26 protein-coding genes and 1 tRNA gene are annotated in these 25,447 nt (G+C 65.3%); 13 read left to right on the top strand and 14 right to left on the bottom strand.

Annotated elements, in window-relative coordinates:
- Positions 1-51 precede the first annotated feature (51 nt).
- Together yjgA and mog are read left to right on the top strand one after the other, a co-directional pair.
- On the top strand, positions 52-612 hold the full coding sequence (yjgA, locus tag PHI64_RS18695) for a ribosome biogenesis factor YjgA (protein WP_299886117.1): 561 nt from the start codon (positions 52-54) through the stop codon (positions 610-612).
- A complete protein-coding gene (gene mog, locus PHI64_RS18690) occupies positions 609-1,196 on the top strand; it encodes a molybdopterin adenylyltransferase (protein ID WP_299886114.1) in 588 nt (195 codons plus the stop codon). Before yjgA ends, mog begins: the two co-directional genes overlap by 4 nt.
- Positions 1,197-1,211: 15 nt before the next feature.
- Here mog and PHI64_RS18685 read toward each other — a convergent pair whose 3' ends face one another.
- Together PHI64_RS18685 and msrP are read right to left on the bottom strand one after the other, a co-directional pair.
- Positions 1,212-1,883 (bottom strand): sulfite oxidase heme-binding subunit YedZ, encoded by a 672-nt coding sequence (locus PHI64_RS18685; RefSeq protein ID WP_299886113.1) that lies wholly within the window; start codon positions 1,881-1,883, stop codon positions 1,212-1,214.
- Between the two features lie 23 nt (positions 1,884-1,906).
- The gene (gene msrP, locus PHI64_RS18680; RefSeq protein ID WP_299886110.1) at positions 1,907-2,836 is read right to left on the bottom strand and encodes a protein-methionine-sulfoxide reductase catalytic subunit MsrP; all 930 of its coding nucleotides are present in this window, start codon (positions 2,834-2,836) and stop codon (positions 1,907-1,909) included.
- Between the two features lie 335 nt (positions 2,837-3,171).
- On the opposite strand from msrP, the gene surE reads away from it, so the two are divergent.
- The 5 genes from surE (at position 3,172) to arsC (ending at position 7,043) form a co-directional block, all read left to right on the top strand.
- A complete protein-coding gene (surE, locus tag PHI64_RS18675; RefSeq protein WP_299886107.1) occupies positions 3,172-3,915 on the top strand; it encodes a 5'/3'-nucleotidase SurE in 744 nt (247 codons plus the stop codon).
- Positions 3,912-4,571, top strand: coding sequence for a protein-L-isoaspartate(D-aspartate) O-methyltransferase (locus PHI64_RS18670; RefSeq protein ID WP_299886104.1), 660 nt, complete (start codon positions 3,912-3,914; stop codon positions 4,569-4,571). Before surE ends, PHI64_RS18670 begins: the two co-directional genes overlap by 4 nt.
- Before the next feature lie 14 nt (positions 4,572-4,585).
- Entirely contained in the window at positions 4,586-5,584 is a 999-nt protein-coding gene (locus tag PHI64_RS18665; protein WP_299886101.1) for a peptidoglycan DD-metalloendopeptidase family protein, read from the top strand.
- A gap of 115 nt (positions 5,585-5,699) precedes the next feature.
- Complete coding sequence (gene rpoS, locus PHI64_RS18660) at positions 5,700-6,635, top strand: RNA polymerase sigma factor RpoS (protein WP_299886099.1); 936 nt, start codon at positions 5,700-5,702, stop codon at positions 6,633-6,635.
- Between the two features lie 51 nt (positions 6,636-6,686).
- Positions 6,687-7,043: an arsenate reductase (glutaredoxin) gene (arsC, locus tag PHI64_RS18655; RefSeq protein ID WP_299886096.1), complete on the top strand. Its 357-nt coding sequence runs from the start codon at positions 6,687-6,689 to the stop codon at positions 7,041-7,043.
- 9 nt (positions 7,044-7,052) lie between these two features.
- On the opposite strand, the gene mltB is transcribed toward arsC, so the two are convergent.
- Genes mltB through PHI64_RS18635 form a run of 4 tightly spaced genes read right to left on the bottom strand, consistent with a single transcriptional unit; the run spans position 7,053 to position 11,923 of the window.
- Positions 7,053-8,090 carry a lytic murein transglycosylase B gene (gene mltB / locus PHI64_RS18650; protein ID WP_299886093.1) on the bottom strand — a complete coding sequence of 346 codons (1,038 nt, stop codon included), beginning with the start codon at positions 8,088-8,090 and terminating at the stop codon, positions 7,053-7,055.
- Positions 8,087-10,030, bottom strand: a complete 1,944-nt coding sequence (locus PHI64_RS18645) for a DUF3488 and transglutaminase-like domain-containing protein (protein ID WP_299886090.1) — start codon at positions 10,028-10,030, stop codon at positions 8,087-8,089. The genes mltB and PHI64_RS18645 overlap by 4 nt, the downstream gene beginning before the upstream one ends.
- Positions 10,023-11,006 carry a DUF58 domain-containing protein gene (locus PHI64_RS18640; protein WP_299886087.1) on the bottom strand — a complete coding sequence of 328 codons (984 nt, stop codon included), beginning with the start codon at positions 11,004-11,006 and terminating at the stop codon, positions 10,023-10,025. Before PHI64_RS18640 ends, PHI64_RS18645 begins: the two co-directional genes overlap by 8 nt.
- Positions 11,006-11,923 (bottom strand): AAA family ATPase, encoded by a 918-nt coding sequence (locus tag PHI64_RS18635; RefSeq protein ID WP_299886084.1) that lies wholly within the window; start codon positions 11,921-11,923, stop codon positions 11,006-11,008. The genes PHI64_RS18640 and PHI64_RS18635 overlap by 1 nt, the downstream gene beginning before the upstream one ends.
- 175 nt (positions 11,924-12,098) lie before the next feature.
- On the opposite strand from PHI64_RS18635, the gene PHI64_RS18630 reads away from it, so the two are divergent.
- From PHI64_RS18630 to bamC, 3 genes are all read left to right on the top strand, one after another.
- Positions 12,099-13,025 carry a histone deacetylase family protein gene (locus PHI64_RS18630; RefSeq protein ID WP_299886081.1) on the top strand — a complete coding sequence of 309 codons (927 nt, stop codon included), beginning with the start codon at positions 12,099-12,101 and terminating at the stop codon, positions 13,023-13,025.
- Positions 13,026-13,187: 162 nt separating this feature from the next.
- A complete protein-coding gene (gene dapA, locus PHI64_RS18625; protein ID WP_299886078.1) occupies positions 13,188-14,066 on the top strand; it encodes a 4-hydroxy-tetrahydrodipicolinate synthase in 879 nt (292 codons plus the stop codon).
- 29 nt (positions 14,067-14,095) lie between these two features.
- Entirely contained in the window at positions 14,096-15,265 is a 1,170-nt protein-coding gene (bamC, locus tag PHI64_RS18620) for an outer membrane protein assembly factor BamC (protein ID WP_299886075.1), read from the top strand.
- 136 nt (positions 15,266-15,401) lie between these two features.
- Here bamC and PHI64_RS18615 read toward each other — a convergent pair whose 3' ends face one another.
- Both PHI64_RS18615 and PHI64_RS18610 read right to left on the bottom strand, forming a co-directional pair.
- Positions 15,402-15,695, bottom strand: coding sequence for a hypothetical protein (locus PHI64_RS18615; protein WP_299886072.1), 294 nt, complete (start codon positions 15,693-15,695; stop codon positions 15,402-15,404).
- A 173-nt stretch (positions 15,696-15,868) separates the two neighbouring features.
- Positions 15,869-16,999 carry a cupin domain-containing protein gene (locus PHI64_RS18610; protein ID WP_299886068.1) on the bottom strand — a complete coding sequence of 377 codons (1,131 nt, stop codon included), beginning with the start codon at positions 16,997-16,999 and terminating at the stop codon, positions 15,869-15,871.
- Between the two features lie 84 nt (positions 17,000-17,083).
- Between PHI64_RS18610 and rlmD the strand changes: the two genes are divergently transcribed.
- Entirely contained in the window at positions 17,084-18,397 is a 1,314-nt protein-coding gene (gene rlmD, locus PHI64_RS18605; RefSeq protein ID WP_299886065.1) for a 23S rRNA (uracil(1939)-C(5))-methyltransferase RlmD, read from the top strand.
- Positions 18,398-18,462: 65 nt separating this feature from the next.
- Here rlmD and PHI64_RS18600 read toward each other — a convergent pair whose 3' ends face one another.
- Positions 18,463-19,152, bottom strand: a complete 690-nt coding sequence (locus PHI64_RS18600) for a Bax inhibitor-1/YccA family protein (RefSeq protein WP_299886063.1) — start codon at positions 19,150-19,152, stop codon at positions 18,463-18,465.
- A 132-nt stretch (positions 19,153-19,284) separates the two neighbouring features.
- Between PHI64_RS18600 and PHI64_RS18595 the strand changes: the two genes are divergently transcribed.
- Positions 19,285-19,372: transfer RNA gene (locus tag PHI64_RS18595), tRNA-Ser, on the top strand.
- Positions 19,373-19,478: 106 nt separating this feature from the next.
- Entirely contained in the window at positions 19,479-19,811 is a 333-nt protein-coding gene (locus PHI64_RS18590; protein ID WP_366945221.1) for a YnfA family protein, read from the top strand.
- 20 nt (positions 19,812-19,831) lie between these two features.
- Here the strand turns inward: PHI64_RS18590 and PHI64_RS18585 are convergent, their stop codons facing one another.
- The 5 genes from PHI64_RS18585 to PHI64_RS18565 form a co-directional block, all read right to left on the bottom strand.
- Entirely contained in the window at positions 19,832-21,940 is a 2,109-nt protein-coding gene (locus PHI64_RS18585; RefSeq protein ID WP_299886058.1) for a TonB-dependent receptor, read from the bottom strand.
- 20 nt (positions 21,941-21,960) lie between these two features.
- Positions 21,961-23,412 carry a hypothetical protein gene (locus PHI64_RS18580; RefSeq protein WP_299886055.1) on the bottom strand — a complete coding sequence of 484 codons (1,452 nt, stop codon included), beginning with the start codon at positions 23,410-23,412 and terminating at the stop codon, positions 21,961-21,963.
- 181 nt (positions 23,413-23,593) lie between these two features.
- The gene (locus tag PHI64_RS18575; RefSeq protein WP_299886052.1) at positions 23,594-23,938 is read right to left on the bottom strand and encodes a (2Fe-2S) ferredoxin domain-containing protein; all 345 of its coding nucleotides are present in this window, start codon (positions 23,936-23,938) and stop codon (positions 23,594-23,596) included.
- Positions 23,935-24,918 carry a precorrin-3B C(17)-methyltransferase gene (gene cobJ / locus PHI64_RS18570; protein ID WP_299886049.1) on the bottom strand — a complete coding sequence of 328 codons (984 nt, stop codon included), beginning with the start codon at positions 24,916-24,918 and terminating at the stop codon, positions 23,935-23,937. The genes PHI64_RS18575 and cobJ overlap by 4 nt, the downstream gene beginning before the upstream one ends.
- Positions 24,915-25,322: a cobalamin biosynthesis protein gene (locus PHI64_RS18565; protein ID WP_299886046.1), complete on the bottom strand. Its 408-nt coding sequence runs from the start codon at positions 25,320-25,322 to the stop codon at positions 24,915-24,917. The genes cobJ and PHI64_RS18565 overlap by 4 nt, the downstream gene beginning before the upstream one ends.
- Positions 25,323-25,447 lie beyond the last annotated feature (125 nt).

The raw sequence follows: 25,447 nt of genomic DNA, 5'->3' as shown, positions 1-25,447 counted from the left end.
CTGGAGCGAAAGGCTATAATCTTACCCTTACAGAGCACTTCCCGCCCTCAGATGGCCAAGCACAAATACTACGAAGACGAAGAAGACACCGGCCCCAGCAAGTCCGCGCTCAAGCGCGAGAGCACGGCCCTGCAGGATCTCGGCCGCGAGTTGGCCGAGCTGGGCAAGGAGCGCCTTGCCCGGGTTCCCATCGACGAAGACCTGCGGGACGCGGTCAAGGACTACCAGCGCTTCACCTCCCACGAGGCGCGTCGTCGTCAGTTGCAGTTCATCGGCAAGCTGATGCGCAACGTCGATCCTGAGCCCATCCGTGCGGCGCTGGATGCCTTCAAGGGCGTTTCGGCGACAGAAACGGCCAAGATGCACCGGCTGGAAAGCCTGCGCACCGCCTTGCTCGAAGACGAGAAGACCCTCCATGGCATCGCCGAGACCTACCCCGGCGCCGACCTGCAGCATCTGCGTGTCCTGCGCCGCAATGCGCTCAAGGAGAAGGAACAGAATCGCCCGCCGCGTGCCTTCCGCGAGCTCTTCCGGGTGCTGCGCGAACTCGAGGAGGGTGGCGCCGGGACCGACGCTGACGCCTTCGACGAGGGGTTCGGAGACGAGGAATGAACGATCTGCTGAAGATCGGCCTGGTTTCCATCAGTGACCGGGCGTCGACCGGTGTCTATGAAGACAAGGGTATCCCGGCCCTGGAAGCGTGGTTTGGCAGGGCCCTGAGTTCGCCCTGGCAGATGGCGAAGCGCCTGATCCCTGACGAGCAGGCGGCCATCGAGGCGACCCTGATCGAACTTTGTGATGTGGCGGGCTGCCATCTGGTGCTCACCACCGGAGGCACCGGCCCGGCGCCCCGGGACGTGACGCCGGAGGCCACCCTGGCGGTGGCTCACAAGGTGATGCCGGGTTTTGGCGAGCAGATGCGCCAGATCAGCCTGGCCTTCGTGCCTACCGCGATCCTCTCCCGTCAGATGGGGGTGATCCGCGGCCAGTCCCTAATCCTCAATCTTCCCGGCCAGCCCAAGGCCATTGCCGAGACCCTTGAGGGCCTCAAGGATGCAGAGGGCGTGCAGAAGGTGCCCGGCATCTTTGCCGCCGTGCCCTACTGCATCGATCTCATAGGCGGGCCTTACATCGAGACCCGTGACGAGGTGGTCAAGGCATTCCGGCCCAAGTCGGCGATCCGGCCGAAGGCCTGAGGCTGCCCGGTGTGATCACCGGGCGAAGATCTTGATCACCTTGCCCTCGAATTTCGGCTGTTGCGGCAGGTAGCCACCGGCCAGTTGCTTGCGGCGCTCCTGCTCCCGCCACCAGCCGCGCAGGCCGAGGAGTGCAACGGCAATCACCGTGTAGATCAGAGGCCAGGTGATGTCTTTCTTGACCAGCCACCAGAAGTGCACGCAGCCGAGCAGCACGATCGGATAGATCGCCCGGTGCAGGGCCTGCCAGCGGCGGCCGCCAAGCTGGCGGATGGCAAAGTTGCTGGAGGTGGCGGCGAGGGGCAGCATCAGCATCAGGGCGGCAAACCCGACCGTGATGAAGGGGCGTTTGAGGATGTCCCGGGCAATCCCCTCCCAGTCGAAAAACTGATCCAGCCACACGTAGGTGGCCAGGTGGGCCGTGGCGTAGGCAAAGGCAAAAAGCCCGAGCATGCGTCGCAGGCGCAAAATCCAGTGCCAGCCGGTAAACTTGCGCAGGGGCGTCACCATCAGGGTGATGAGCAGGAAGCGAAGGGTCCATTCGCCGGTGCTGCGGGTCAGGGCTTCGATGGGGTTGGCGCCCAGGCTGTCCGTTTCCAGCCCGCGCCAGAGCAGGAAGGCGGGCGTCAGGCAGAGCAGGAAGAGGGCGGCCTTGATGGCGGAGAGGCTGGTCTTGCCGGGTGTCATGATAAGTGTCGGTTTCAGTCGGGTCAGAAGTTGCGGCGCAGATCCATGCCTGTGTAAAGGGATGCCACCTGATCGGCGTAGCCGTTGAACATCAGGGTCTTGCGCTTGGAGAACTCGCCGATGCGTCTCTCGGTGGCCTGGCTCCAGCGGGGGTGGTCCACCTCAGGGTTCACGTTGGAGTAGAAGCCGTATTCCGATGGCCCGGCCTTCATCCAGGCGGTGACCGGCTGCTTCTCGGTGAGGCGGATGGCGACGATGGATTTTCCGCTCTTGAAGCCGTATTTCCAGGGCACGACCAGTCGCAACGGTGCGCCATTCTGGATGGGTAGCACCTCGCCGTAAAGGCCGAGGGCCAGCAGGGTGAGGGGGTGACGGGCTTCGTCCAGGCGCAGGGCCTCGTTGTAGGGCCAGTCCAGCACGCCGCGGGTCATGGTGGTCTTGTCGTAGTGGGAGATGAATTCCACGTAGCGGGCGCTGCCCTGGGGGTCGACGAGTCTGAGCAGGCTGGTCAGGGGGATGCCGACCCAGGGGATGACCATCGACCAGCCTTCGACACAACGCATGCGATAGATGCGCTCTTCCAGCGGCGCCAGCTTGAGGAGCTCGTCGATCCCGAAGGTGCGCGGCTTGTTGACCAGGCCCTCGACGCGCACCGTCCAGGGGGCGGGCTTGAGCCGGTGGGTGTTCTGGGCCGGGTCTTCCTTGTCGGTGCCGAGTTCATAGAAATTGTTGTAGGTGGTGACTGCCTTGTAGGATGTCTGGCTCTCGGTCGTGCTCAGGGGGCTCTTCGTGATCGAGCCGAGGGGCTGCGTGGCGGCCCGGGCCAGCCCGGCAGGCAAGGTGCCTGCGAGGGCCAGACTGCCGGCCAGCCCCATGAAGCGGCGGCGCTCCCGGTACATTTTTGCGGTGGTGATCTCGGACGGCAGAATGGCGGCGGGGCGGCGGATCAGCATGATGGGCATACCGGAAGAGGGAATGTCGGGTAGACGGAGCAGGGCTCCAAAGATTACACATGCCTGCAGCAGACTTACTTTGCTGACCGCAGTGGTGGCCCTTGGTTCGCCGGCTGGCTACGCCGTGAGCGCCTAGCGGGTGCGTCAGATTGTCGCCAACGGCATCTTCATAGATTGCTACGCCGTGAGCGCCTAGCGGGTGCGAAGCCGACTCTGCTAAACTCAAGGCCCATTCGGGGTTTGGCCTGGGCCGCACATCATTCGGGCCGCAGCCTGTCCGGCCAGCCGATCCCGCAAATCCCCTCCAATGCCAGAAAGCCTGATCCCGGTCACCCATGCGTATCCTGCTGAGCAATGACGATGGTTATTTTGCCCCCGGCCTGCAAGCCCTCGCGGCTGCGCTCTCCGAGATTGGAAAAGTGACTGTCGTGGCGCCCGAGCGAGACCGCAGCGGCGCCAGCAATTCCCTCACCCTGGATCGGCCCTTATCCCTGCGCAAGGCGGCGAGTGGCTTTTACTACGTGAACGGCACTCCCACCGACTGCGTGCACCTGGCGGTCACCGGTATGCTCGACGAGTTGCCGGACATGGTGGTGTCGGGCATCAATCACGGCGCCAACATGGGGGATGACACCATCTATTCCGGCACCGTCGCAGCAGCCACCGAAGGCTTCCTGCTGGGTGTTCCGGCCATCGCCATCTCCCTGGTGGCCAAGGGCGCATCCGATTTTTCCGGTGCGGCACGCATTGCCCGGGAGCTCGTTGAGCGTTTCCAGCGCGACCCGGTCAAGGTGCCGACCTTGCTTAATGTGAATGTGCCGGATCTGCCCTTCGAGAAGATCAAGGGCATTCAGGTAACCCGTCTGGGCAAGCGTCACAAGGCCGAGCCGACAATCAAGTCGGTCACGCCGCGCAATGAGACTGTGTATTGGGTGGGTGCCGCAGGTGCCGCCCAGGACGCTGGCGAGGGCACGGATTTCCACGCCGTCGCCAATGGCTACGCCTCCATCACCCCCTTGCAGATCGACCTGACTCACCAGGGGCAGATCACCACCGTCCGGGACTGGCTGGGCAGATGAGCAGCGAGGTCTTGCGGGCCGCGCTGCAGACCGCCCAGCGGGCACGCACGCGCATGATCGAGCGTCTGCGCGAGCAGGGCGTGCGAGACGAGCGCGTACTGGCGGCGATGATGGCGGTGCCGCGTCATCTGTTTGTCGAGGAGGCGCTGGCGTCCCGTGCTTACGAGGACACGGCCTTGCCCCTGGGCCTGCAGCAGACCATCTCGCAGCCCTTCGTGGTGGCGCGGATGATAGAGATCCTGAGGGCCGGCCGCGAGTTGGGCAAGACCCTTGAGGTGGGTACCGGCTGCGGTTATCAGGCGGCTGTACTGTCTCACGTGGCCGCCGAAGTCTATTCCGTCGAGCGCTTGCGGCCGCTCCTTGATCGGGCGCGCAACAATCTGCGCCATCTGCGCCTGCCCAATGTGCGGCTGAAACATGCCGATGGCAGCCTGGGCCTGCGTGAGGCGGCGCCCTACGACACCATCATTGTCGCCGCTGCGGCGCCCAAGGTGCCTCAGGCCCTTGTGGATCAGTTGTCCGAAGGCGGCCGGATGATCCTGCCGGTGGGCGCTGCCGAGCAGGTGCTGGTGCTGATCGAACGCAGCGCGCGCGGAATCCGAGAAACACGCCTCAGTGCAGTGCGCTTTGTACCGCTGCTGCCCGGCACCGAATGAAGTTCCGAGAAAGCATGAAGTTGTCGCGTCTTACCCTGTTGTCCCTCGCGCTTGCCATTGGCGTGACCGGTTGTGCCACCACTAAGTCACCGGCTCCGGTGACCGAGCGGGCGCGTCCGCCTGGTACCACCACCGAAAAGGCCGAGGCGCCGGTGGCCCCGCCCCGGGTGGCGCGTCCGGGCTATTACATCGTCAAGCCGGGTGACACCCTCATCCGCATCGCCCTTGACCATGGCCAGAACTATCGGGATATCGCCGCCTGGAGTGGCCTGGAGAACCCCAACCTGATCGAGGTCGGGCAGGAGTTGCGGGTGCGTCCTCCGGAGTCGGCCGCGGTGACCCGGCCGGTGACCACCTCCACCGTCGAGGTGCGCCCGGTGGGCGCACCTGCCACCACGACAGCCCCGGCGGCAGTTCCGGCCGATGGCGTGCGGCGTGAGCCGAGGGGCGGCAAGATCCCCTATTCCGAGCAGGCCTGGGCTCAGGCCCAGAAACCGGAGGCACCCATCGTGATCGCCAAGGTCGATCCGAAGCCCGAGCTCAAACCCGACATGAAACCCGAGGTGAAGCCTGAGGCGAAACCCGACGCAAAGCCCGAGGCGAAGCCGGAGCCCAGGCCCGACGAGGGCAAGTCCAACGGAAACGGCGCCATCGATTGGGCCTGGCCTGCAGCCGGCAAGGTGATTGCGGGCTTCAACGAAACATCGAGCAAGGGTTTGGATCTGGCCGGCAAGCCCGGTGATCCCGTGCTAGCGGCAGCCGGCGGGCGAGTCGTTTATGCCGGCACGGGGCTGCGCGGTTATGGCAAACTCGTGATCGTCAAGCATGACAACAGCTACCTGAGTGCCTACGCCCATAACCAGAGTCTGCTGGTCAAGGAAGGGCAGACAGTGGGCAAGGGCCAGAAGATTGCCGAACTGGGCGATAGCGACAGTGATCGCCCCAAGCTGCATTTCGAGATTCGGCGGCAGGGTAAGCCGGTCGATCCGGGAAAGTACCTCCCGCCTCGCTGACGTACTCCCGGATTTTTGGGGTGAGCAAGGCAGTGTATTGACGGCAAGACAACCGATCAGCGTCGGAGATTTGCGATTCCGGCCAAGCTGTGCCCCATGATCCAGAGAGGAATCCATGTACGATCCGGCAGCGCCTGAGGAACTGGAAACCCCCGAGCCGGATTTGCCCCCGGAGGTGGAGGTCTTTCTCGAAGTGCCGGCGGCTTCGCCCGACACCGATTTCCTGGGCGACGTCACCCAGCTGTATCTGAACGAGATCGGGGCCAACCCGCTGCTGACTGCCGAAGAAGAGCTGGCCCTGTCACGTCGGGTCCGGCTGGGGGATTTCGACGCACGCCAGACCATGATCGAGCGCAACCTGCGTCTCGTCGTCAATATCGCCAAACACTACCTCAACCGGGGCATTCCCTTGCTTGATCTGGTAGAGGAAGGCAATCTGGGCCTCATCCACGCCCTCGAGAAATTCGACCCCGAGCGTGGTTTCCGCTTTTCCACCTATGCCACCTGGTGGATCCGCCAGAACATCGAGCGGGCCATCATGAACCAGTCGCGGACCATCCGCCTTCCGGTGCACGTGGTCAAGGAGCTCAATCAGGTGCTGCGGGCCCAGCGGCAGCTGGAGGCTGCCGGTAACGGGGATACGACTCTTGAAGAGGTTGCCCGGCGGCTCGATCGCCCGGTAGAGGATGTGCGTGCCATCCTGGCTCTCAACGAGCACACTGCGTCTCTGGATGCGCCTCTCGACATTGATCCCACACTGTCCATCGGTGAGTCCCTGGCCGATGACGACGCTGACACCCCCGACGTGCAGATCCAGGATCTGGAGGTCGAAACCCTGGTGCGCGAGTGGATTGGCCAGCTCAGCGAAAAGCAGCGCCTGGTGATCCGCCACCGCTACGGCCTGGATGAGTGCGAGGTGCGAACCCTTGAGGAACTCGCCGACAGTCTGGACCTGACCCGGGAGCGGGTGCGCCAGATTCAGCTTGAGGCCCTAGGTCAGCTACGTCGCATCATCAAGCGGCGCGGGGTTTCCAAGGACGTGCTGCTGTAGCTTTCGTGCCGGCCGTGGCCGGCATCCGTTCATTTCCCCGAGTCGAATGCCATGAGCGACATCCTTCGCGTGTATCACAACGCCCGCTGTTCCAAGAGCCGTGCGGTCTGCGCCCTGCTGCAAGAGAGAGGCCTTCCCCTGGAGGTGGTGGAGTATCTCAAGACGCCACCGAGCCGGGCCGAGCTGGTCGGCCTGCTGCGCAAGCTGGGTACGACGGCCGAATCCCTGGTGCGCAAGGGCGAGGACATCTACAAAACCGACTATCAGGGGCGCGAGCTCGACGAGGAAGCGTGGCTGGATGCCCTGGTGGCACACCCCATCCTCATCGAACGGCCCATCGTGGTGCGCGGTGAGCGGGCCGTGGTGGCCCGCCCGCCGGAGAAGGTGCTGTCGCTGCTGCAGGACTAGCCCGCAGCTTCAGCGGCGTGCCGTTACCGCGGCCAGCCGCGCGGCCTTGACGGCCTCACCCAGCTGGAACACCGACATGGCGTAGAAGCTGCTGCGGTTGTAGCGGGTGATCACGTAGAAGTTCTGGTAGCCCAGCCAGTATTCGCTGTCTTCGCCGGGTGTCACCAGTTCGACAAAGGCGGCCTTGCCCATCGGAGTGTCACCGCTGGCCGCCTTGACACCATGACTGGCCAGAGCGCTGGCATCGAAGGCCGGGTTGATGTCGTTGGCGAGCAGGGGTACCAGGTTGGCGTCACTATCCACGCTGGCGCGTACGGCAACCGGCGCTCCGCTTTCCCAGCCGTGCATCTGCATATAGCGGGCGACGCTGCCGATGGCATCCCGCGGGCTATTGAGCAGGTCGATCTGGCCGTCCCCATCAAAATCCACTGCATAGTTGCGCACACTGCTCGGCAAGAACTGGGGCAGCCCCAGGGCCCCGGCGTAGGAGCCCTGGTAGTCGAGGGGGTCGCGCCCCTGTTCGCGGGCCATCAGCAGAAGGTTCTCAAGCTCCTTGCGGAACAGCTCGGCCCGGCGTGGGTAATCAAAGGCCAGGGTCGACAGCGCCGACACGGCCTGGTAGTTGCCCGTGTTGCGGCCATAGATGGTCTCCACGCCGATGATGCCGACAATGATCTCTTCGGGCACGCCGTACTTCTCGCTGGCTGCGCGGATGCTGTCCTGGTGGCGCTCCCAGAAAGCGACGCCGGCCTTGACCCGCACGGGTTCGACGAAGCGGCTGCGGTAGCGCTGCCAGGAGCGCACGGCCACAGGATCGCGGGGAGGCGAGATGGCCTTGATGACCGAGGGCAGGTACTGGGCACGGCGGAAGATGTAGTTCAGGGCGTCTTTGTCGAAGCCATGGCGTTGCTGCATCTCATCGATGAACTGCTGGGTTTCCGCCCGGTCCGCGTAGCGCTCGGCGGCATGAAGGGGGCTCGTCAAGGCGAGGGCCACGAGCAGGGCGATCAGGGAGCCGGAACGCTGGCGATGTGTTGCGGTTTTCATCGGGGACGGAAGTTCTTGATGGATTGGTGGAGGCGCCGGCGGGCGAGGGGGTCGGTGCTGGCCATGCCGTAGCGCAGGGCCGCGTAGTCGGTGGCGATGGCGACGACGGTAGAACCCAGGTCGGGGCGCTGGTGACCAATCCTGCCTGCGTAGTCCAGGGGCCCTTCCCATGTTTCCCGAGGCAGCCCGATGGCCGCCAGGCGTTGGCAGAAGCGCGCCCAGTCGCGGTCGATGGCGTCGGCCGGTGAGCGTTGGCGCAGCGCCCAGGCGGCCAGCAGCCCGGCTACTAAAGTACCTGCCGCTGCCATGAGGGCTATCAGTGTCGTCCAGTCGGCCTGGGCCAGGCCCAGCGCGGAAAGCAGCGCTTGCTGGCGTGCTGGATTGTACCCGAGAACCCACTGGTTCCAGCGGTTGTCTATGGCTTCCAGGTTGTCGCGCAGCGTTCGCAACCAGGGTAGATCATTGCGCACCAACAGGGGCAGGCGGTTCATGTCGGGCAGGGCTCCGGCGAGGCCACCGTCGATGCGCCGGGGGGCACTGGCGGCGGTCGGATCGATGCGCTGCCAGCCCTTGCCGGCGAGCCACACTTCGGCCCAGGCATGGGCGTCTGACTGACGCACGACGAAGCTGCCGTCCACCGCGTTGATCTCGCCGCCCTGGTAGCCGGTCACCACCCGGGCGGGCACGCCGGCGGCACGCAGGGTGACGACGAAGGCGGCGGCGAAGTGCTCGCAGAAGCCTTGTCGGGTATCGAACAGGAAGCTGTCCACGTCGTCCCGCCCGAAAGGGAGCGGGTCGAGGGTGTAGGCGAGGCCACTGGCCCGGAAATGGGCGATGGCCAGGGCGGGTATGTCACTGTTTGCACGTGCTTCGGCACGCAGGCGGGCGCCGAGGGCGCGGGTGCGCGGGTTGCTCCCCGATGGCAGCTCCAGGGCCTGGCTCAGTACTGCCTCCCGCTCGTCGAGGCCCACCGGGGTGCCTGGGTGTGATACGAGATCCAGGCGTTGGCGGGCATGCACCGGTGCTTGCGCAAGGAGCTGGAAATCGCTGCTATAGCGCAGGCCGGGGGCGGTGGCGGGAAAGTCGAGGGCCAGCAGCCAGCGCTGGTTGTGGGGCTCAAGAGTGAGGGTGTAGGTGTAGGCCGGGCCCTGGCTGCGGTAGGCGGGAGCCTCTGCCACGCTGCGGCGTCCTTGGCGCCAGGTGCGGCCGTCGAAGTCGCTCAGCACAGGGCCGCGCCAGTAGCGTTCGGCTGGGGGCGGCGGATCACCCTCGAAGCGAGCGCGGAAGGCGATGGCGCCGGATTCGCTGACACGGGCCACGTCGCCCGGGGCCATGCTGTCGGAAAGGCCCGTGCGATGGGTGTAGGCATCTGCCGGCAGCCCCCACAGGGGGCCCTGGATGCGAGGGAAGAGTATGAACAGCACTGCCATCAGCGGCAGGCCTTGCAGCACAAGGCGGGCTGCGGCGAGGGTGCGGGCACGGGGCGTATCGGCCCGGCCTTCGAGGGAGAGCAGGGCCGCCACGGTGGCCACGCTGCCAGCGAGGGCGAGGGCTGCCACGCCCATGTTCTGCTGGTACAGAAAGAGGCCCATCTGCATGAAGAAACTCAGCAAAATCACCGTCCGGGCGTCACGGATGTCACGAGTCTCCAGCAGTTTGATGCTCAGCAGACCTGCCAGCAGGGCAATGCCCGGCTCCTTGCCGAAGAGGCGCTGGAACTCCACGGCCACCAGGGCCACCAGGCTGGCTGCCAGGGCAAGTAGAAGGAAACGGTGGGGCAGGGGCCTGCCTTGGTGGGCCAGCAGGCCGCGCCACCCTAACAGCAGGGAGCATGCGCCGATTAGGGACAGGGGCAGGTGGCCGGCGTGGGGGGCGAGACTGAGGATGGTGCAGACCAGCAGCCAAGCGCTTTGGTCCGGGCGCAGGCGGGGCTCAGTCATCGCGAAGTCCGAACAGGGCCAGATGGGTCAGGCAGGCGTTGCGATGGGCGTTGCCCCGGCCTGGCGGAATGTCTGCACCGGGCAGGCTCAGTCCGAAGTCGATACCGGCCCGGTCGGCCTCCATGACCCATCGGGTGAGGCGTGCCAGGCGCGCCTCGATGCCCATGCCGGTGGGCATGCGATTCCAGTCGAGATGCACATCCCGGGTCCCCGCGCCGTCGAACTCCTTGGTGCGCCACGGGCCGCCACGGGCCACGGCCTTCCAGGCCACGTGCCGGGGCGAGTCGGCCGGCTGGTGGTGGCGCAGGCCGGCGAAGTCGTCCTGTCCGCGCCCCCGCCCGCCAAGGCCCGAGTCGGTGTCGCGCCCGACGGGTAGAGGCGGGCCGTCTGCTTCCGGGGCGGGATAGACGAGGCAGCGCACGTCGGGCTGGAACAGGCTCCAGGCGCGGATCAGACCAAGGGGGTGACGGGTTTCCAGGGTCAGGCGCGGGAGGGGGAGCCAGCCCCGGTGGCGTGTGGGGAGGTGGATGTCCTGGACGGTGCTGCCGCAGGCTGCGATATCGAAGGGCTTGATATTGGGGAGGAGGCGGGCCGTGCTGGTGCTTGGTGCCAGTAGCAGGCCCTGGCGCGGGCGTAATGCCGGGTTGCTCAGGACGACGCCGAAACGCGCCGGGTTGCCGCAGAACACCGCCTCGGCCTTGCCTGGTGTGATGCTCAGCCCGACCACATTACGGAAGGCATGGTGGATGCTGATCCAGGCTACGCTGCCGATCAGGAAAGTGAGCGCGAAGCCGAGGCTCAGGGTGTAGTTGATGGAGGCCAGCAGCATGACAAGCAAGGTCAGTGCGAGCGCCAGCCCGAAACGTGTCGGTAGCACGAAGATGCGCCGCTGGCCGAGCTGGATGGGAGCTGGCTCCGGCCCGCTGACCCGGAACAGCCAGCGGTGCAGGGTGGCGCGCAGGGCCGGCAGGCCCATCAGGGCAGCGGCACTGCGTCGCGCAGCCGGCGGGTCAGTTCGTCGGGGCGCAGTGGGGTTTCGCCAGCGGGGCGCAGGCGGTGACCGGCCACGGCGGGCAGCACCGCCTGAACGTCTTCGGGCAGCACATGGTCACGCGCAGCGAGCAGGGCCCAGGCCCGGGCGGCCGAGAGCAGCGCGAGGCCGGCACGTGGGGAGAGTCCAGTCGAAAAATCGGAGCTTTCGCGGCTGCGGGCGAGCAGGGCCTGGACGTAGTCGAGGAGGCGCGGGCCTACATGGATCCGCCGGCTGGCGGTCAGCAGGGTGTCCAGCTCACCGGCGGCGAGAACGGGGGGCTGGCGGGCCAGCATCTCGCGCCGGTCTTCACCGGCAAGCAGCGCACGTTCGGAGGCTGGGTCGGGATAGCCCAGGGAGATGCGCATCAGAAAGCGATCAAGCTGGCTCTCGGGCAGGGGAAAGGTGCCGATCTGGTCGGCCGGGTTCTGGGTGGCAATCACGAAGAAGGGGGCCGGCAGGGGGTAGGTCCGCCCCTCGGCACTGATCTGGCGTTCCTCCATGGCTTCGAGCAGGGCACTCTGGGCCTTGGGCGTCGCCCGGTTGATCTCGTCGGCGAGGATCATCTCACTGAATACCGGACCGGGATGAAAACGAAAGGCGCCATCCCGCTGATCGAACACGGAGACGCCGAGGATGTCGGCGGGAAGCATGTCGCTGGTGAACTGGATGCGCTGGAACTTCAGTCCAAGCAGGTGAGCCAGGGCATGGGCCAGGGTGGTCTTGCCAACACCGGGCATATCCTCCAACAGTAGGTGCCCGCGGGCAAGTATGCAGGCCAGGGCAAGGCGCACGGCCTCATCCTTGCCGAGGATGATCCGGCTGGCGGCCTCGATCAGGCGGGTGGCGATATGGGTCGGCATGGCGCAGGCTTTTTTCAGAGTGAAGTTAAGGGGATAATGCTTTCACAACAGCGTTCCGGGAGCCGCTTCCCGAGATGGCTCCGTAGTGTCATGGAGTGTGTTTCGGTGCAGGCGTTCGACGGTTGCGAAAATCGACAGATATCGAATACGAATCGCGAGAGGCAGGGGAGAGTTTATGACGAGTACGGCATTCATCACGCACCGGGATTGCTGGCTGCACAACATGGGTGAGCATCACCCCGAATCTCCTGAGCGTCTCGGGGCGATCAATGACCGTCTGATCGCTGCCGGCCTCGATATGTATCTGTCTTTTCACGATGCGCCGACTGCCAGTGTCGACCAAATTTCCCGGGCCCACCCCCGTGAGCATGTAGAAGAGTTGTTGGCCAGCGTGCCCGAGCACGGCATCCGCCACCTGGATCCGGACACCGCCCTGTGCCCCAATTCGATGAAGGCCGCCCTGCGCTCGGCTGGGGCCGGCATTTACGCCACCGATCTGGTGATGTCGGGCCAGGCCGAAAATGCCTTCTGCGCCATCCGCCCGCCTGGCCACCATGCCGAGGCGGCCAAGGCCATGGGCTTCTGCTTCTTCAACAACGTGGCTGTCGCCGCCCGCCATGCCCTTGATGAGCACGGCCTCAAGCGTGTGGCCATCATCGATTTCGATGTGCACCACGGCAACGGCACCGAGGACATCTTCAAGGACGACCCCCGGGTGCTGATGGTCAGCATCTTCCAGCACCCCTTCTACCCGTACAGCGGTGCCGACAACCCGGCCCCCAACATGGTCAACGTGCCTATCAAGGCGGGCAGTCGCGGGGATGTGTTCCGCGAGATCGTCTCCAGCATCTGGATCCCGGCCCTGCGCAATCACGCACCCGAGATGATCTTCATTTCCGCGGGATTCGACGCTCACTACGAAGACGATATGGGCTCTCTGGGGCTGGTGGAGGCCGACTACATGTGGGTCACCGAGCAGCTCAAGGCGATAGCAGCCGAGTCGGCCAACCGGCGCATCGTGTCCCTGCTTGAGGGGGGGTATTCCCTTTCCTCCCTGGCGCGTAGCGTCGTCGCCCACATCAAGACCCTGGCCGATCTCTGAGCCTGCTTGTGGCAAACCCCCGTTCCGCTGTGGCGGGGGTTCTGTTTGAACGCGGGCTGATGCAGCTCGTGGCCTTGTTTTCGTAACACGGGTTTGCGCCCGTCTAGCCTTCCCGAAGTGATTGGGTACAATACTCAACTTTCCCTCTCTCCCCGATATCCCATGATTACCGGTTCGATTGTCGCCATCGTTACCCCGATGCACGAGGATGGCAGCCTGGATCTTCCCCGTTTGCGCAGCCTCATCGACTTTCACGTCAAGGAAGGCAGCGACGGTATTGTCGTTGTCGGCACCACCGGTGAGTCGCCCACGGTCAACGTCGAAGAACACTGCGAACTCATCCGTGTGGCGGTCGAGCACGCGGCGGGGCGTATCCCCATCATCGCCGGGACGGGTGCCAACTCCACCCGCGAAGCCATCGAGCTGACCGAGTTCTCCCGCAAGGCCGGTGCCGTTGCCGGGCTGTCGGTGGTGCCTTACTACAACCGTCCGACCCAGGAAGGCCTGTACCAGCATTTCCGCACGATCGCCGAGGCGAGCCCGTTGCCGATGATCCTCTACAACGTGCCCGGTCGCACGGTTGCCGATCTGTCCAACGACACCGCCCTGCGCCTGGCCGAGGTGCCCAACATCATCGGCATCAAGGACGCTACCGGCAACATCGATCGTGCCTGTGACCTGATCGCCCGGGCACCCAAGGGTTTCGCCCTGTACACCGGTGACGACATGACCGCCCTGGCCTTCATCATGCTGGGCGGCCACGGCACCATCTCTGTCACGGCCAATGTGGCGCCCCGCCTGATGCACGAGATGTGCGTCGCTGCTGCTGCCGGTGATGGCGTGCGTGCTCGTGATCTGAACGCCCGGCTGGTCGGGCTGCATCGTCACCTGTTCTGCGAAGCCAACCCCATTCCCGTGAAGTGGGCTGTCGAGCAGATGGGCTTTGTTGGCAAGGGCATCCGTTTGCCGCTGACCCGTCTGTCCGAGTCCTGCCATGAGCGTGTGCGTGATGCCATGCGCCAGGCTGGCGTCGAAGTTTGAGTCTGTCTTTCCCACCCCGAGGGTTACGCATGCAAAGCCGAAAGCTGGCTTCCGGTTCGGCGGTCGTCGCTGCGACGATCGTCCTGAGCGGTTGCTCCGGTTCCTTGCTGGAATCGAAAAAGATCGATTACAAGAGTGCGGCGGTTGCGCCCACCCGGTCTACCCTTGAGATCCCCCCCGACCTCACGGCGCCCACTGCCGACGACCGCTATGCGGTGCCGGACATCAATCCGAAGGGGACTGCCACCTTCTCCGCCTACAATGCGGAGCGCAGCGGGCAGGCTGCCAGCGGTGGCGCCGCTACGCCGGCCGTCACCCGGGTTGCGCCCCAGTCCATCGACAAGATGCGCGTCGAGCGTTCTGGCAGCCAGCGCTGGCTGGTCGTTCCCGGCACGGCTGACAAGCTGTGGCCCCAGGTGCGAGAGTTCTGGCAGGAGAACGGTTTCATCCTGAACGTGGACCGTCCCGAAATCGGTGTCATGGAAACCGATTGGGCCGAGAACCGGGCGAAGATCGACAACGGCATCATCCGCAACACCATCGGCAAGGTCATCGACGGCCTGTATTCGACGCCCGAACGGGACAAGTTCCGCACTCGTCTTGAAAGCGCTGGCGAACCGGGTTTTGTGGAGATTTTCATCAGCCACCGGGGCATGATGGAGATCTACCCGAACGAGGCCAAGGATCGGACCATCTGGCAGCCGCGGCAGGCTGATCCTGAACTGGAGGCTGAGTTCCTGCAGCGCCTGATGATTCGCCTCGGGGCTGATGAGACCCGCGCCAAGGCCCAGATCGCTGCCGTGCCGCAGGTCGAGAAGGCCAAGCTCCAGAGCGCCTCGGGTGGCGCTGCGGTGCTGCAGGTCGACGAAGGCTTTGATCGCGCCTGGCGACGGGTTGGTCTGGCCCTGGATCGGGTCGGCTTCACGGTGGAAGACCGGGATCGCTCCCAGGGCATGTACTACGTCCGCTATGTGGATCCGGAAACTGACAAGAAGAAGGGCGACGACGAAGGCATCCTGTCGAAGCTGGCTTTCTGGCGTAGCAGCAAGACGCCGGTCGCCTCGGGCAGTCAGTACCGGGTGTACGTGAAGGGCGCAGATTCTGCCTCCACAGTCCAGGTGCTGACCCGCGAGGGTGGTACCGACACCTCGGAGTCGGCGCGCAAGATCATGAGCCTGCTGTTTCAGCAACTCAAGTAAGTACGCAGCCCCACCCTCTGCAAAAGCGCCGGCAAGTCCGGCGTTTTTGTTTTTGGCGTGTTATGTTGTATATGCGATCTGTACAGACGAAAAAAAGCCAGCCTGTAGGCTGGCTTTTTCTTCACCGGGAAAAGAATTACTTCTTTTCGGGAGTGGCGGCAGCAGCAGCGGCAGCGTTCTCGGCGGCGGTACCAGCCGGAGCGGCAGCAGCGTCAGCCGGCTTGGCATCAGCGGCGGGAGCAGCAGCGCCTTCGGCGGGCTTGGCATCAGCAGCCGGGGCGGCGGCGGGAGCTTGGGCTTCAGCGGGCTTGGCTTCGGCGGCGGGAGCAGCAGCGGGGGCCGGAGCTTCAACGGGCTTCGGCTCTTCCTTCTTGCCGCAAGCGGAGACAGCGAGTGCAACGAGAGCAGCAACCAGGAGAGATTGTTTCATTGTTGGTTTCCCTTATCGATAAATGAAGTACAACAACCTAATTTTAGGAGCAATCAGGTGGGGGACCTGATGTGATGTGTATGCTAACACGGAGGAAGTGCTTGAATAAAGACATTGTTGCGACGCCGCAACGGTCTGCCTGTGTTGTCAAGCCCTCTGGGGATTCCGGGCTACTACGGCATCAATGATCCTGATGGATGTGCGAAGCCGCAACAGTACCAGTCATAAAGAAGGGCAATTGTTTCTTCGGACAGGCCGGACAGGCTTTCAATGCGGCGATGGTCGGCGAGTTGTTCGATGACCGCCTTGTCTTCTTCTGCAATCGCCACCGCCTCACCGTTGATAAAAAACTGGCCGCCTGAAAACAGCAGCAGAGTGCACGCGTCGAGGCTATAACCCTGGCGCTCGCTGGCATCCACAAAGTCGTCGTGCTCGCAGGGTTCGTCCGGGGAGTCGAAGTAAACGTGCGCCTTGGGTTCGGTGAGATAGGCGCCCAGGAAACTCCGGACGTCTTCCCGGGTCCAGGTGATGCGGGACAGGCTGTCGGCCACCCGGTCGATCATCAGGTCGCTGATTTCTGCCGAGTGGGTCTGGCGTTTGAGATCCGGGTCGGCGTAGATCCCGTCGAGTTGGATGGTGTCCTGAAGGTGAATCAGGAACTGCTGGGCAAGCTCCTGGGTGGTCGGGGAGCGAAAGCCGATGGAGTAGGTGGTGCATTCACCGATGGCGATGCCGTTGTGGGCCCAGTGGGGAGGCAGGTAGAGCATGTCACCAGGATCCAGCACCCAGTCGTACACCGGGCGGAAATCCTGGAGGATCTTGAGGGGGGCATCTTCGATCAAGCTGCGGTCATCCTGGTTGCTGATCTGCCAGCGTCGCTGGCCGATACCTTGCAGCAGGAAGACATCATAGTTGTCGAAGTGGGGGCCAACGCCGCCACCGTCCACCGCGTAGCTGACCATCAGATCGTCCAGGCGGGCCTGGGGGATGAAATCGAAGCGGTGCAGCAGGGCGTCGCCATCGGGGCAAAACAGGTTCAGGCCCTGGATCAGTACGGTCCAGGGCTGGGACTTGCGCTTGAGGTCAGCGGCCTTCTGGGGGCCGCGGATGACCTGCCAGTGGCTGTTGTTGTGCGTGACGTAGCGGGATTCCACATCGGCATCGCGAGCCAGCTCGAAAAGCTCGGCCTTGCTCGCAACGCCAGTGAAGCCGGGGACTGCCTGGCGGATCAGCAGTGGTTTCTTTTGCCAGTACTCGGCGAGGAATTCCTCCGCCGTCAGGCCGCCCAGAAGAGTGTTTGTCATGGGGGCCATTATAGCGCCTCACCTTGCCAAGCCCCTGGGGGGGGATAAAATGGCGCCCTTTTCCAAGCCATACGCTGCCCCGCCATGAGCACCACGCCAGCCCGTGAAGCCGTCATTGAATCCCTTGACCATGAGGGCCGTGGCGTGACCCACGTGGACGGGAAGACCATCTTTATTGATGGGGCCCTGCCCGGGGAGCGTGTCCGCTTCGTCTCCCATCGGGTCAAGCCGCGTTTCGAGGTGGCCGATGTGGAACGCGTCCTTGAAGCGAGTCCTCAGCGTGTCACGCCCCCTTGCCCGCATTTCGGTGTGTGCGGCGGCTGCAGCATGCAGCACCTGGAAGCCACGGCCCAGGTGGCCGTGAAGCAGAGGGTGCTGGAAGACGCCCTCTGGCATCTCGCGCGTACCCGAGCCGGGGAACTTTATCCGCCCATCGTCGGCTCTGCCTGGGGCTACCGTTACCGGGCCCGCCTGACGGTGCGCATGGTGCCGAGCAAAGGCGGCGTGCTGATTGGTTTCCATGAGCGGCGCAGCAGCTATGTGGCGCCTATGGACGAGTGCGCCATCCTTCCGCCCCATGTGTCGGCCATGCTGCCGCGCCTGCAGGCCTTGGTCGCCGGCTTGTCGGCGCCCGATCGTCTGCCGCAGATCGAGATTGCTGTTGGTGAAGGCATCACGGTGCTGGTCTTCCGTCATCTGCATGCTTTTACGGCCACCGACGAGGTCCGTCTGGCAGCGTTTTCCCGGGATGAGGGAGTGCAGGTGTGGGGCCAGTTGAGCGGCCCGGATTCGGCCCGGCGCCTGTTTCCGGCCGAGGCGCCGGGGCTGGCCTACACCCTGCCCGAATTCGGCGTATCGATGGCCTTCCGGCCCACCGATTTCACCCAGGTCAATATGGGCATCAACCGCCTGCTGATGCGCCGCGCGATGCAGCTGCTCGACCCCCGCCCCGGCGAGCGCATTGCCGACCTGTTCTGCGGGCTGGGCAATTTCAGCCTGCCCATCGCCAAGCTGGGCGCCCGGGTGGTTGGTGTGGAAGGGAGCGATGCACTGGTGCGGCGGGCCGGCGAGAATGCCCGCGCCAACGGGCTGGAGGCGCGCAGCGAGTTCTACGCCGCGAATCTGTTTGAAGCCACCGAAGACAGCATTGCCGCCCTCGGCCACCTGGACAAGATGCTCATCGACCCCCCGCGGGAGGGCGCGGTTGCCGTGGTGAAGGCCCTCGGGCCGTCGGCCCCGCAGCGCATCGTGTACGTGTCCTGCAATCCGGCCACCCTGGCCCGGGATAGTGCCGTGCTCATCCACGAGAAGGGCTATCGCCTGAAGGGTGCGGGTATCGCCAACATGTTTCCGCAAACCTCCCACGTGGAATCCATCGCCCTGTTCGAGCGGGGTTGAGACCTGTGTCGCGGGCATGAAAAAGGCGACCCGGAGGTCGCCTTTTTTGCTGCTGCGTGGGTCGGTCAGTCGCGATCGCCGCCGCCGAAGGCCATTACCAGATTGAGCAGGCCGACGAAGATGTTATACACATCCAGGTAGACCGCCAGGGTGGCCGTCACGTAGTTGGTTTCACCGCCGCGCACCACATTACTGATGTCGTACAGCAGGTAGCCCGAGAACAGCATCACCACCGCAGCGGAAATCACCAGGTGCAGCACCGGCATCTGCAGGAAGATGTTGGCCACACCGGCCAGCAGGATCACCACCAGGCCTACCATCAGGAACTTGCCCATGTTGGTGAAATCGCGCTTGGACACGCTGGCGATGCTCGCCATGGTGGCGAACACGGCGCCCGTGCCGCCTGCGGCCATGGCGATCATGGAGCCGCCGTTGGAGAAGCCCAGGGCAACCTGCAGGATGCGCGAGAGCATCAGGCCCATGAAGAAGGTGAAGCCCAGCAGCAGAGCCACGCCCAGACCGTTGTTCTTGTTGCGCTCGATGCCGTAGAAGAAGGCGAACGAGATGCCCATGAACAGCAGGAAGGCGATAAACGGGCTGCCGGCCATGAACGAAAACTGCATCTGTACGCCGAGCAGCGCACCGGCAACGGTCGGCACCATCGTGAGTGCGAGCAGCATGTAGGTATTGCGCAGCACGCGGTTGGCGCTTTGCGACAGTACCTGCGTTTGCTGACCGTAAGTGTCGAGTTGCATGAAATTCCTCCAGAATTGAATGACAGGTTAGCCTGCACCGCTTGAGAGTAGCGGAGCCCCAAATAAGTTTCAACCGCGTTGCCTGCACGGCATTTGGCCTGAGCCGGGCTCGTGCTAGAATTCGCGCCCTCGGGAAGAGTGGCAGAGTGGTCGATTGCACCGGTCTTGAAAACCGGCGATGGGAAACCATCCGTGAGTTCGAATCTCACCTCTTCCGCCAGTAATCTGCATGTTGTTCGTTCAGTCCGGCTCGCCCTTTGTGCGGGCCGTTTTCTTGTGTGTGGCCCGCCGCGTCGAGGTGGTGCCCGTGTGCCTGCCGGAGAGTCATCATGGAAGTCCTGCGGATGGCTGCGTTATTTGCGCTGACGGCCCTGATGGAGATTATCGGCTGCTACCTCCCTTGGCTTGTGTTACGGCAGGGGCGGAGCGTGCTGTGGCTGTTGCCCGCGGCGGCTGCACTGGCGCTGTTTGCCTGGCTGCTCACCCTGCATCCCACTGCAGCGGGGCGTACCTATGCTGCCTATGGGGGCATGTATATCGCCGTGGCGCTGCTGTGGCTGCGCTTTGTGGACGGGGTGGCGTTGACCCGCTGGGACGCGGTCGGAGCGGCCATTGCCCTTGCAGGTATGGCCGTAATTGCGCTGCAGCCGGCCCGCTGAGGGCCGGGCCGGCGGGAGGGTCAGAAGCCCAGGCGCAAGGCCAGGCGCAGGCTGCGTGGCTCCAGCGGGTGGACCAGGCGGCCGTCGATACCGCCATTGCAACTGCCGCTCAGGGTCTCATTGCGCGTGCACGCGCCACCCCAGTATTCAATGTCGTTGGCGTGGCGATTGAACAGGTTCAGCACGTCCGCGCTCAGCTGCAACTGTTTCGAGACGCGGTAGCCAAGCTTGAGGTTGGCAGTCCAGAACGGGGTGGATTTGTGCTCGCCGCTTTCTTCCAGGGCGTAGGCGCCCAGGTAGCGAAAGCGCAGGCCGCCATGCCAGGGGCCGCCCTGGTCGGCACTGATGCCCACCGAAGCGGTCAGGGGGATGGCATTGGGGACGTGGTCTCCACCGCCCACGGGATGCCTGAAGCGGGCCTTCGACAAGGCCAGGTCGGCGTCGATGATGAGGCCGTCAGCCGGCGTCACGTAGTTGGACCACTCCAGCCCGTGGCGGCGGGAGGCTCCGCGGGGTTCGGTGATGCCTTCGTCACCGATGAAGACCAGCTCGGAGGCCAGTGCCATCTGCCATACCGTCAGGCTGGTATTCCAGCCCGGCAAGGGGGCCGCGCGTACGCCCAGCTCTGCACCCCGGGCGCGGGCGATCAGGGGTACCCGGTCGATGGGGCTGCCGTCGGCGGGGTTGGTGTGGCTGGTGGCGCCGCGGGTGTCGTTGCTGTGGAAGCCATGCCCCCAGTTGGCGTAGAACTCGGTACTGCCGGCCAGGTTGAAGGGGCCGAGCACGATGCCCAGCTTGGGGCTGGTCTGGCCGCCGCGCACGCTGCCCCCATTGCCCATGTTGTATTGCCCGCCGAGGGCGGTGACGTCGGCAGAGATTTCGTCCCGGCGCAGGGCCAGGGTGCTGCGCAGCCAGGGTGACCATTGGGTACGGGCTTCGAGATAGGCGGCCAGGGCGGTTTCGGTGATGCGGTCCTCGCGGACGGTGCCGGTGCGCCTGCGCCCCTCGGTGCTAAAGAGGCCGACCCGGCCGATGCGGTCCTGGCGCAGGCGGGTGCCCACGCTGAGTTCGGTGTCGCGCAGGGCCGGGCCCAGCAGCCAGGTGTGGCGGGCCTCGCCGCCCCACACGACGCGGCTGTCAGCCTGTTCGTGCTGATCGCCCTGCAGGCCGCTGATGTAGCCCGACGGCGCCGAGTACAGGTTGAGGCCGTAGTCGATCACATAGGCGCTGGTCCGGGTGGCGCTGTCTTCGCCGAGCCGGGCCCATTCGGCCGACAGGCTGTTGCGCCGGGTGCGGCCGCCATCTCGGGGCGACAGGGCGCCGTAGCGGTCGATCTCACCGGAGCGGATGGCTCGCTCGGGGACGTGCTCGGTGGCTGTCCAGTGGGCGCTGTAGCTCATGGCCGTGATGGCGTAGCCGTGGCTGGTGCTGCCGTCAGAGAGGCGCAGCAGCAGGTTGCGGCGCTGCAGGTTTTCGGGTTGGGTCCAGGGGCCGTCGTAACCCATCAGTTCGGCGGCTACCAGCAGTTGGCGGCCGTCGCCTTCTTCGCCCAGGGCGCGGCTGCCGGCGGCCATCAGGCGCTGGTAGCCGTTCTGGCCGAGCCCGAACTCCACGAAGGGCTGCTCCAGCCGGCGTCGGTAGTCGATGCGCGCCGAGCCAGTGGTGGCGAAGTCGCCATCTTCGGCGGCATACACGCCCTTGCGGTAGGCAATGCCCTGGATCAGCTCGGGCATCAGAAAGTTGAGATCCATGTAGCCCTGGCCGTGGGCGTGGCTGGCCATGTTCACCGGCATGCCCATGACGTGGGTGGCAAAGTCGCTGCCGTGGTCCAGGTTGAAGCCGCGCAGGAAGTACTGGTTGGCTTTGCCGTCCCCAGAGTGCTGGGTGACGATCATGCCGGGTACGGTCTCGAGGGCTTCGGCCGGGCGCAGCAGGGGCCGGTTGCGCAGCTGGGCGGCGGTCACTGTGCCCTCGGTGGATGAATCGGCGACGCCGATCAGATCCTGCTGGCGGGGGGTGACGGTGACTTCCTGGAGGGTTGGAACACCCGCGGCGTGGGCGGCTCCGCCTAGGCCGGATACAAGAAGGGCCAGAGCGCCTGCAAGGGGGCGGTCGATGAGATGTGGCATGGGGGCGTTTCCTTAAGGGATTAGGGGGTGGGCTTGCGATGGCGCAGGCGTCGCCAGCCGAGCAGGCAGCCGGTACTGGCGAGGGTGATGCCGAGGGCGCATAGCAGCGTGATGAGGGCTTCGCGCAGGGCGGGGAGGCTTGCCAGGGGCGGGAAGTCGAGCCGGTGCAGGCCGTTGAAAATCCAGCGATGCAGGCGGTTGGCGTTGTCGATGCGGGCCAGCACGCGGCCGCTGGCCGGGTCCAGGTACCAGATGGTGTCCTGGGCGTCGGCCAGACGGATGCGGGCGGCGGGGAGCACTGCCGGGTTGCGTCGGCCGTAGTGATAGAGGTCGGGCTGGTGGATCAGCTCGGCACGGGCCACCGGACGGCCTTCGATGGCGCTGACAGCGGTGGCCAGGGTGTCTACCGCAAAGGGCTGGGCAGGCCCGGCACTGTCGTCGATGCGTTGGCTGCCGCCGGGGCTGCGGATCTCCAGGTAGCTTCGCCCGGCAAAGCGGTACCACTCGGCTTCCCGGGCGTCGGGAGCATGGGCCAGCTGGCGGCGCAGCAGGTCCACATCGGCGGAGGGTTTGAAGGTGCCGCCCGCCAGGCTTTCGGCACTGCCCGGGGGCAGACTGCTGAAGGCCAGCAGGCCGAAGGGGTGATTGGACAGCCAGCCCGACAGCAGCCAGGTGAGGGCCAGCCCGCCTGCCCCCAGGCCGAACAGGTGATGCCAGCGTTTGAGACCCCGGTAGGGTGTGACCTGCCCGCGGGGATAGCGACGGCGCAGACGCAGGCGCTGAATGCCCAGGGTCAGGCCGAGGAGCACGGTGAGGAACGCCACCGGAGGCAGCCACAGCACCAGCAGGCGCCAGTTGCGGGTGTCCTCGCCGCGCAGTGGGGTGAAGTAGAGCCAATGTGGCACAGTACCCAGCCAGCCCGCCACCCGCTCGAACCGGGTGGTGCGATTGACCACCTCGCCGCTGCGGGATGACACGTAGAGCTCGGTGCCGGCCGCATCATCGGCCTTCAGCAGGTAGAGTGGGCGATGGGCGTTGTAGGTGGCATAGATCGTCCATTGATCGCGGTCCACTGTCTCGGGGCCGGCCAGGGGCGTATCGGGCAGAAAGGCTCGGGCCGCCTCGCTGGCCTGCGCTGCGCCCACGGGGCCTACCGTGACGCCCGTGTCAGCCCACACGCTGCATGCGCCCTCACGGGTGGAAAAGTGGTAGACCGGGCGCTCTGCGCTCATGGCGATGCGCCCGCCTCTGGGCGTGGCCGGGCAGGCGAGGGCCGCGTCGGCGGGGCTCACTTGAATGGCGTCGGCACGCAGGGGTGTCAGGCGGGCCAAGCGGGTTTCCGTATCCAGCTTGGGAAAAGGGATGTAGAGCATCACCAGCCCGGACAGGAACCAGCCCAGCACCAGCAGCCCGGCACAGATGCCGAGCCAGCGGTGGGCCAGGTGGAGTACGCGGAGGGCAGGGTGCTTCATGGATTCAGCGTGCTGTTCTCAGTTTGAAGGCGTTCGGCCCCTTGGGCTCCGCGGCTTTCTCGGCGGGGTCGAATTTATTCGATCATCAGGCGCTGGGTCATCGGCCTGCCTTTGATCGGAGTCGGCGGTCGAGTGAATTCGACCCCACGGGGCTTCTTGGCTTTGCAAAACCTGTTCTGCCTCAGCCGTCGGTGTTTTCTGCCTGATGGAAGACATGCTCGTGCACAGGTTCGCCGCCTACCAGGTGTTCGGTGATGATGCGGTCCATCACCGCATCGGTGACGCCGTAATACCAAGTCCCGTCGGGCTGCACGCACAGGATGGGGCCGCCCTTGCAAGCGGCAAAGCAGGCGGCTCGGCTGCGCTTGACGCGGAGCGCGCCCTGGTCGAGTCCGGCGGCCTTGAAACGGGCGCCGAGGCTGTCGAAGAGGGATTGGGCCTGCCCGTCGGAAGCGCAGCGCGGGCCGGTGCACACCAGAAGGTGGCGGCGGTAGCTGCCGATGGTCGGTTTGATGGGGGGGCTCATGCCGTCGCCTCTTCGGTGTCCGGGGTTGCGTTGTCGGCGTCGGGGGCCTCGGCCAGAAGGGCGGCGATGTAGTCCTCGGGCAGGCGGTGTTCGGCTGCCAGTTCCTGGGCGCTGGAGCCGCTGGCCCGCAGGCTGGCCAGCCAGCCGTCCAGGCCGGTGGACAGGGAGCGGCCGGCTCTTTCTCCGTCACGGGTGGCGCCGCTGTTCACGTCATATTTGTTGGCGTAGCCGCGGGGCGTGACCATCAGGCCGTGGCGGATGAAGGTGTTGGAGTTGCCGATGAGCACGGTGGACAGCATGCCGATGTCGGCTTCGATCATCCGTGAAAGGGTGGTGAGCTCGACGCGTTGCTTTGGGCGGTAGGCCGACTTGACGATGGCCACCGGTGTGTCCGGGTGGCGATGGCGCAGGAAGAGGCGCTGGGCCTCGACGATCTGGCGGGTGCGGCGACCGCTCTTGGGGTTGTAGAGGGCTACCACGAAGTCGGCGGCGGCCACTGCGTCGAGGCGCCGGGCGATCACCGGCCAGGGGGTGAGCAGATCGGACAGGCTGATGGCGCAGAAATCGTGGGTCAGTGGCGCGCCCACCAGCGCGGCGCAGGTGTTGAGGGCCGAGGCGCCGGGGATGATCTCCACGTCGATGTCTGAATCCGGTGTCCAGCCGGCCTGGAACAGCACCTCGAAGGTGGGGCCGGCCATGCCATACACGCCCGCGTCGCCGGAAGATATCAGGGCTACCTTGCGGCCCTGGCGGGCGCGCTCGAAGGCTTCGATGGCCCGATCGAGCTCCTCGGTCATTGATTTCTTGATGACCTCCTTGCCCTCCAGCAGGTCGGCCACCAGGCGGATGTAGGTGACATAGCCGATGACCGTGTCGGCCTCGGCGATGGCCTCGCGGGCGCGGGCGGTGAGATGCGCATGGCTGCCCGGACCAAGGCCGACCAGCATGATCCGGCCACGGGGGGTGGGGGTGTCGTTCATTGGGGAATCCTTGCTATCGAAACGGTGGCATGGCGGCCGTCAGGGCCGCGGTACTTGTGCTTTTCCAGCAGCAACTGGCTCATGTCTGCACCTGCTGCAAGCAGGGCAGCGGCCTCGGAGACCGAGGGGGTGCCGGTGTACTTGAGAACAGTCGCCGAAGGCCGCGGCACGGGTACGGCGGCCAATTCGGCGGCGGGGTAGAACTGGATGGTCCAGCCCTGCCAGCGGGCGAGCGCCTGTAGTCCGGGTTCGTCCGCCTTGAGGTCTATGCTCGCCACGGCGACCACGTCTTCCAGGCGGGCCTGACAGGCGGCCAGTGCTTCCACTACAGCCCAGGCCAGGGTGGAGGCCGGTGTGTCCCGGTCGCAGCCGATGCCCAGGGAGATTGGGCCGACGGAACTCATGGGGTCACCGGCGGGCGATACACCACCCGCTTGCCGGCCAGGCGCGGGGCCAGGGCGGCGGGTTCGGGGCGGTGGCTGATCCACAGCACGGCGCCGAAGCGCTCGGGCTCCACGTCTTCGATGCG

Source organism: Zoogloea sp., from assembly GCF_028689785.1.
GTDB lineage: Bacteria > Pseudomonadota > Gammaproteobacteria > Burkholderiales > Rhodocyclaceae > Zoogloea.
Note: the sequence above shows the minus strand (reverse complement) of the source record. Positions and strands in the feature narration are given on the sequence as shown.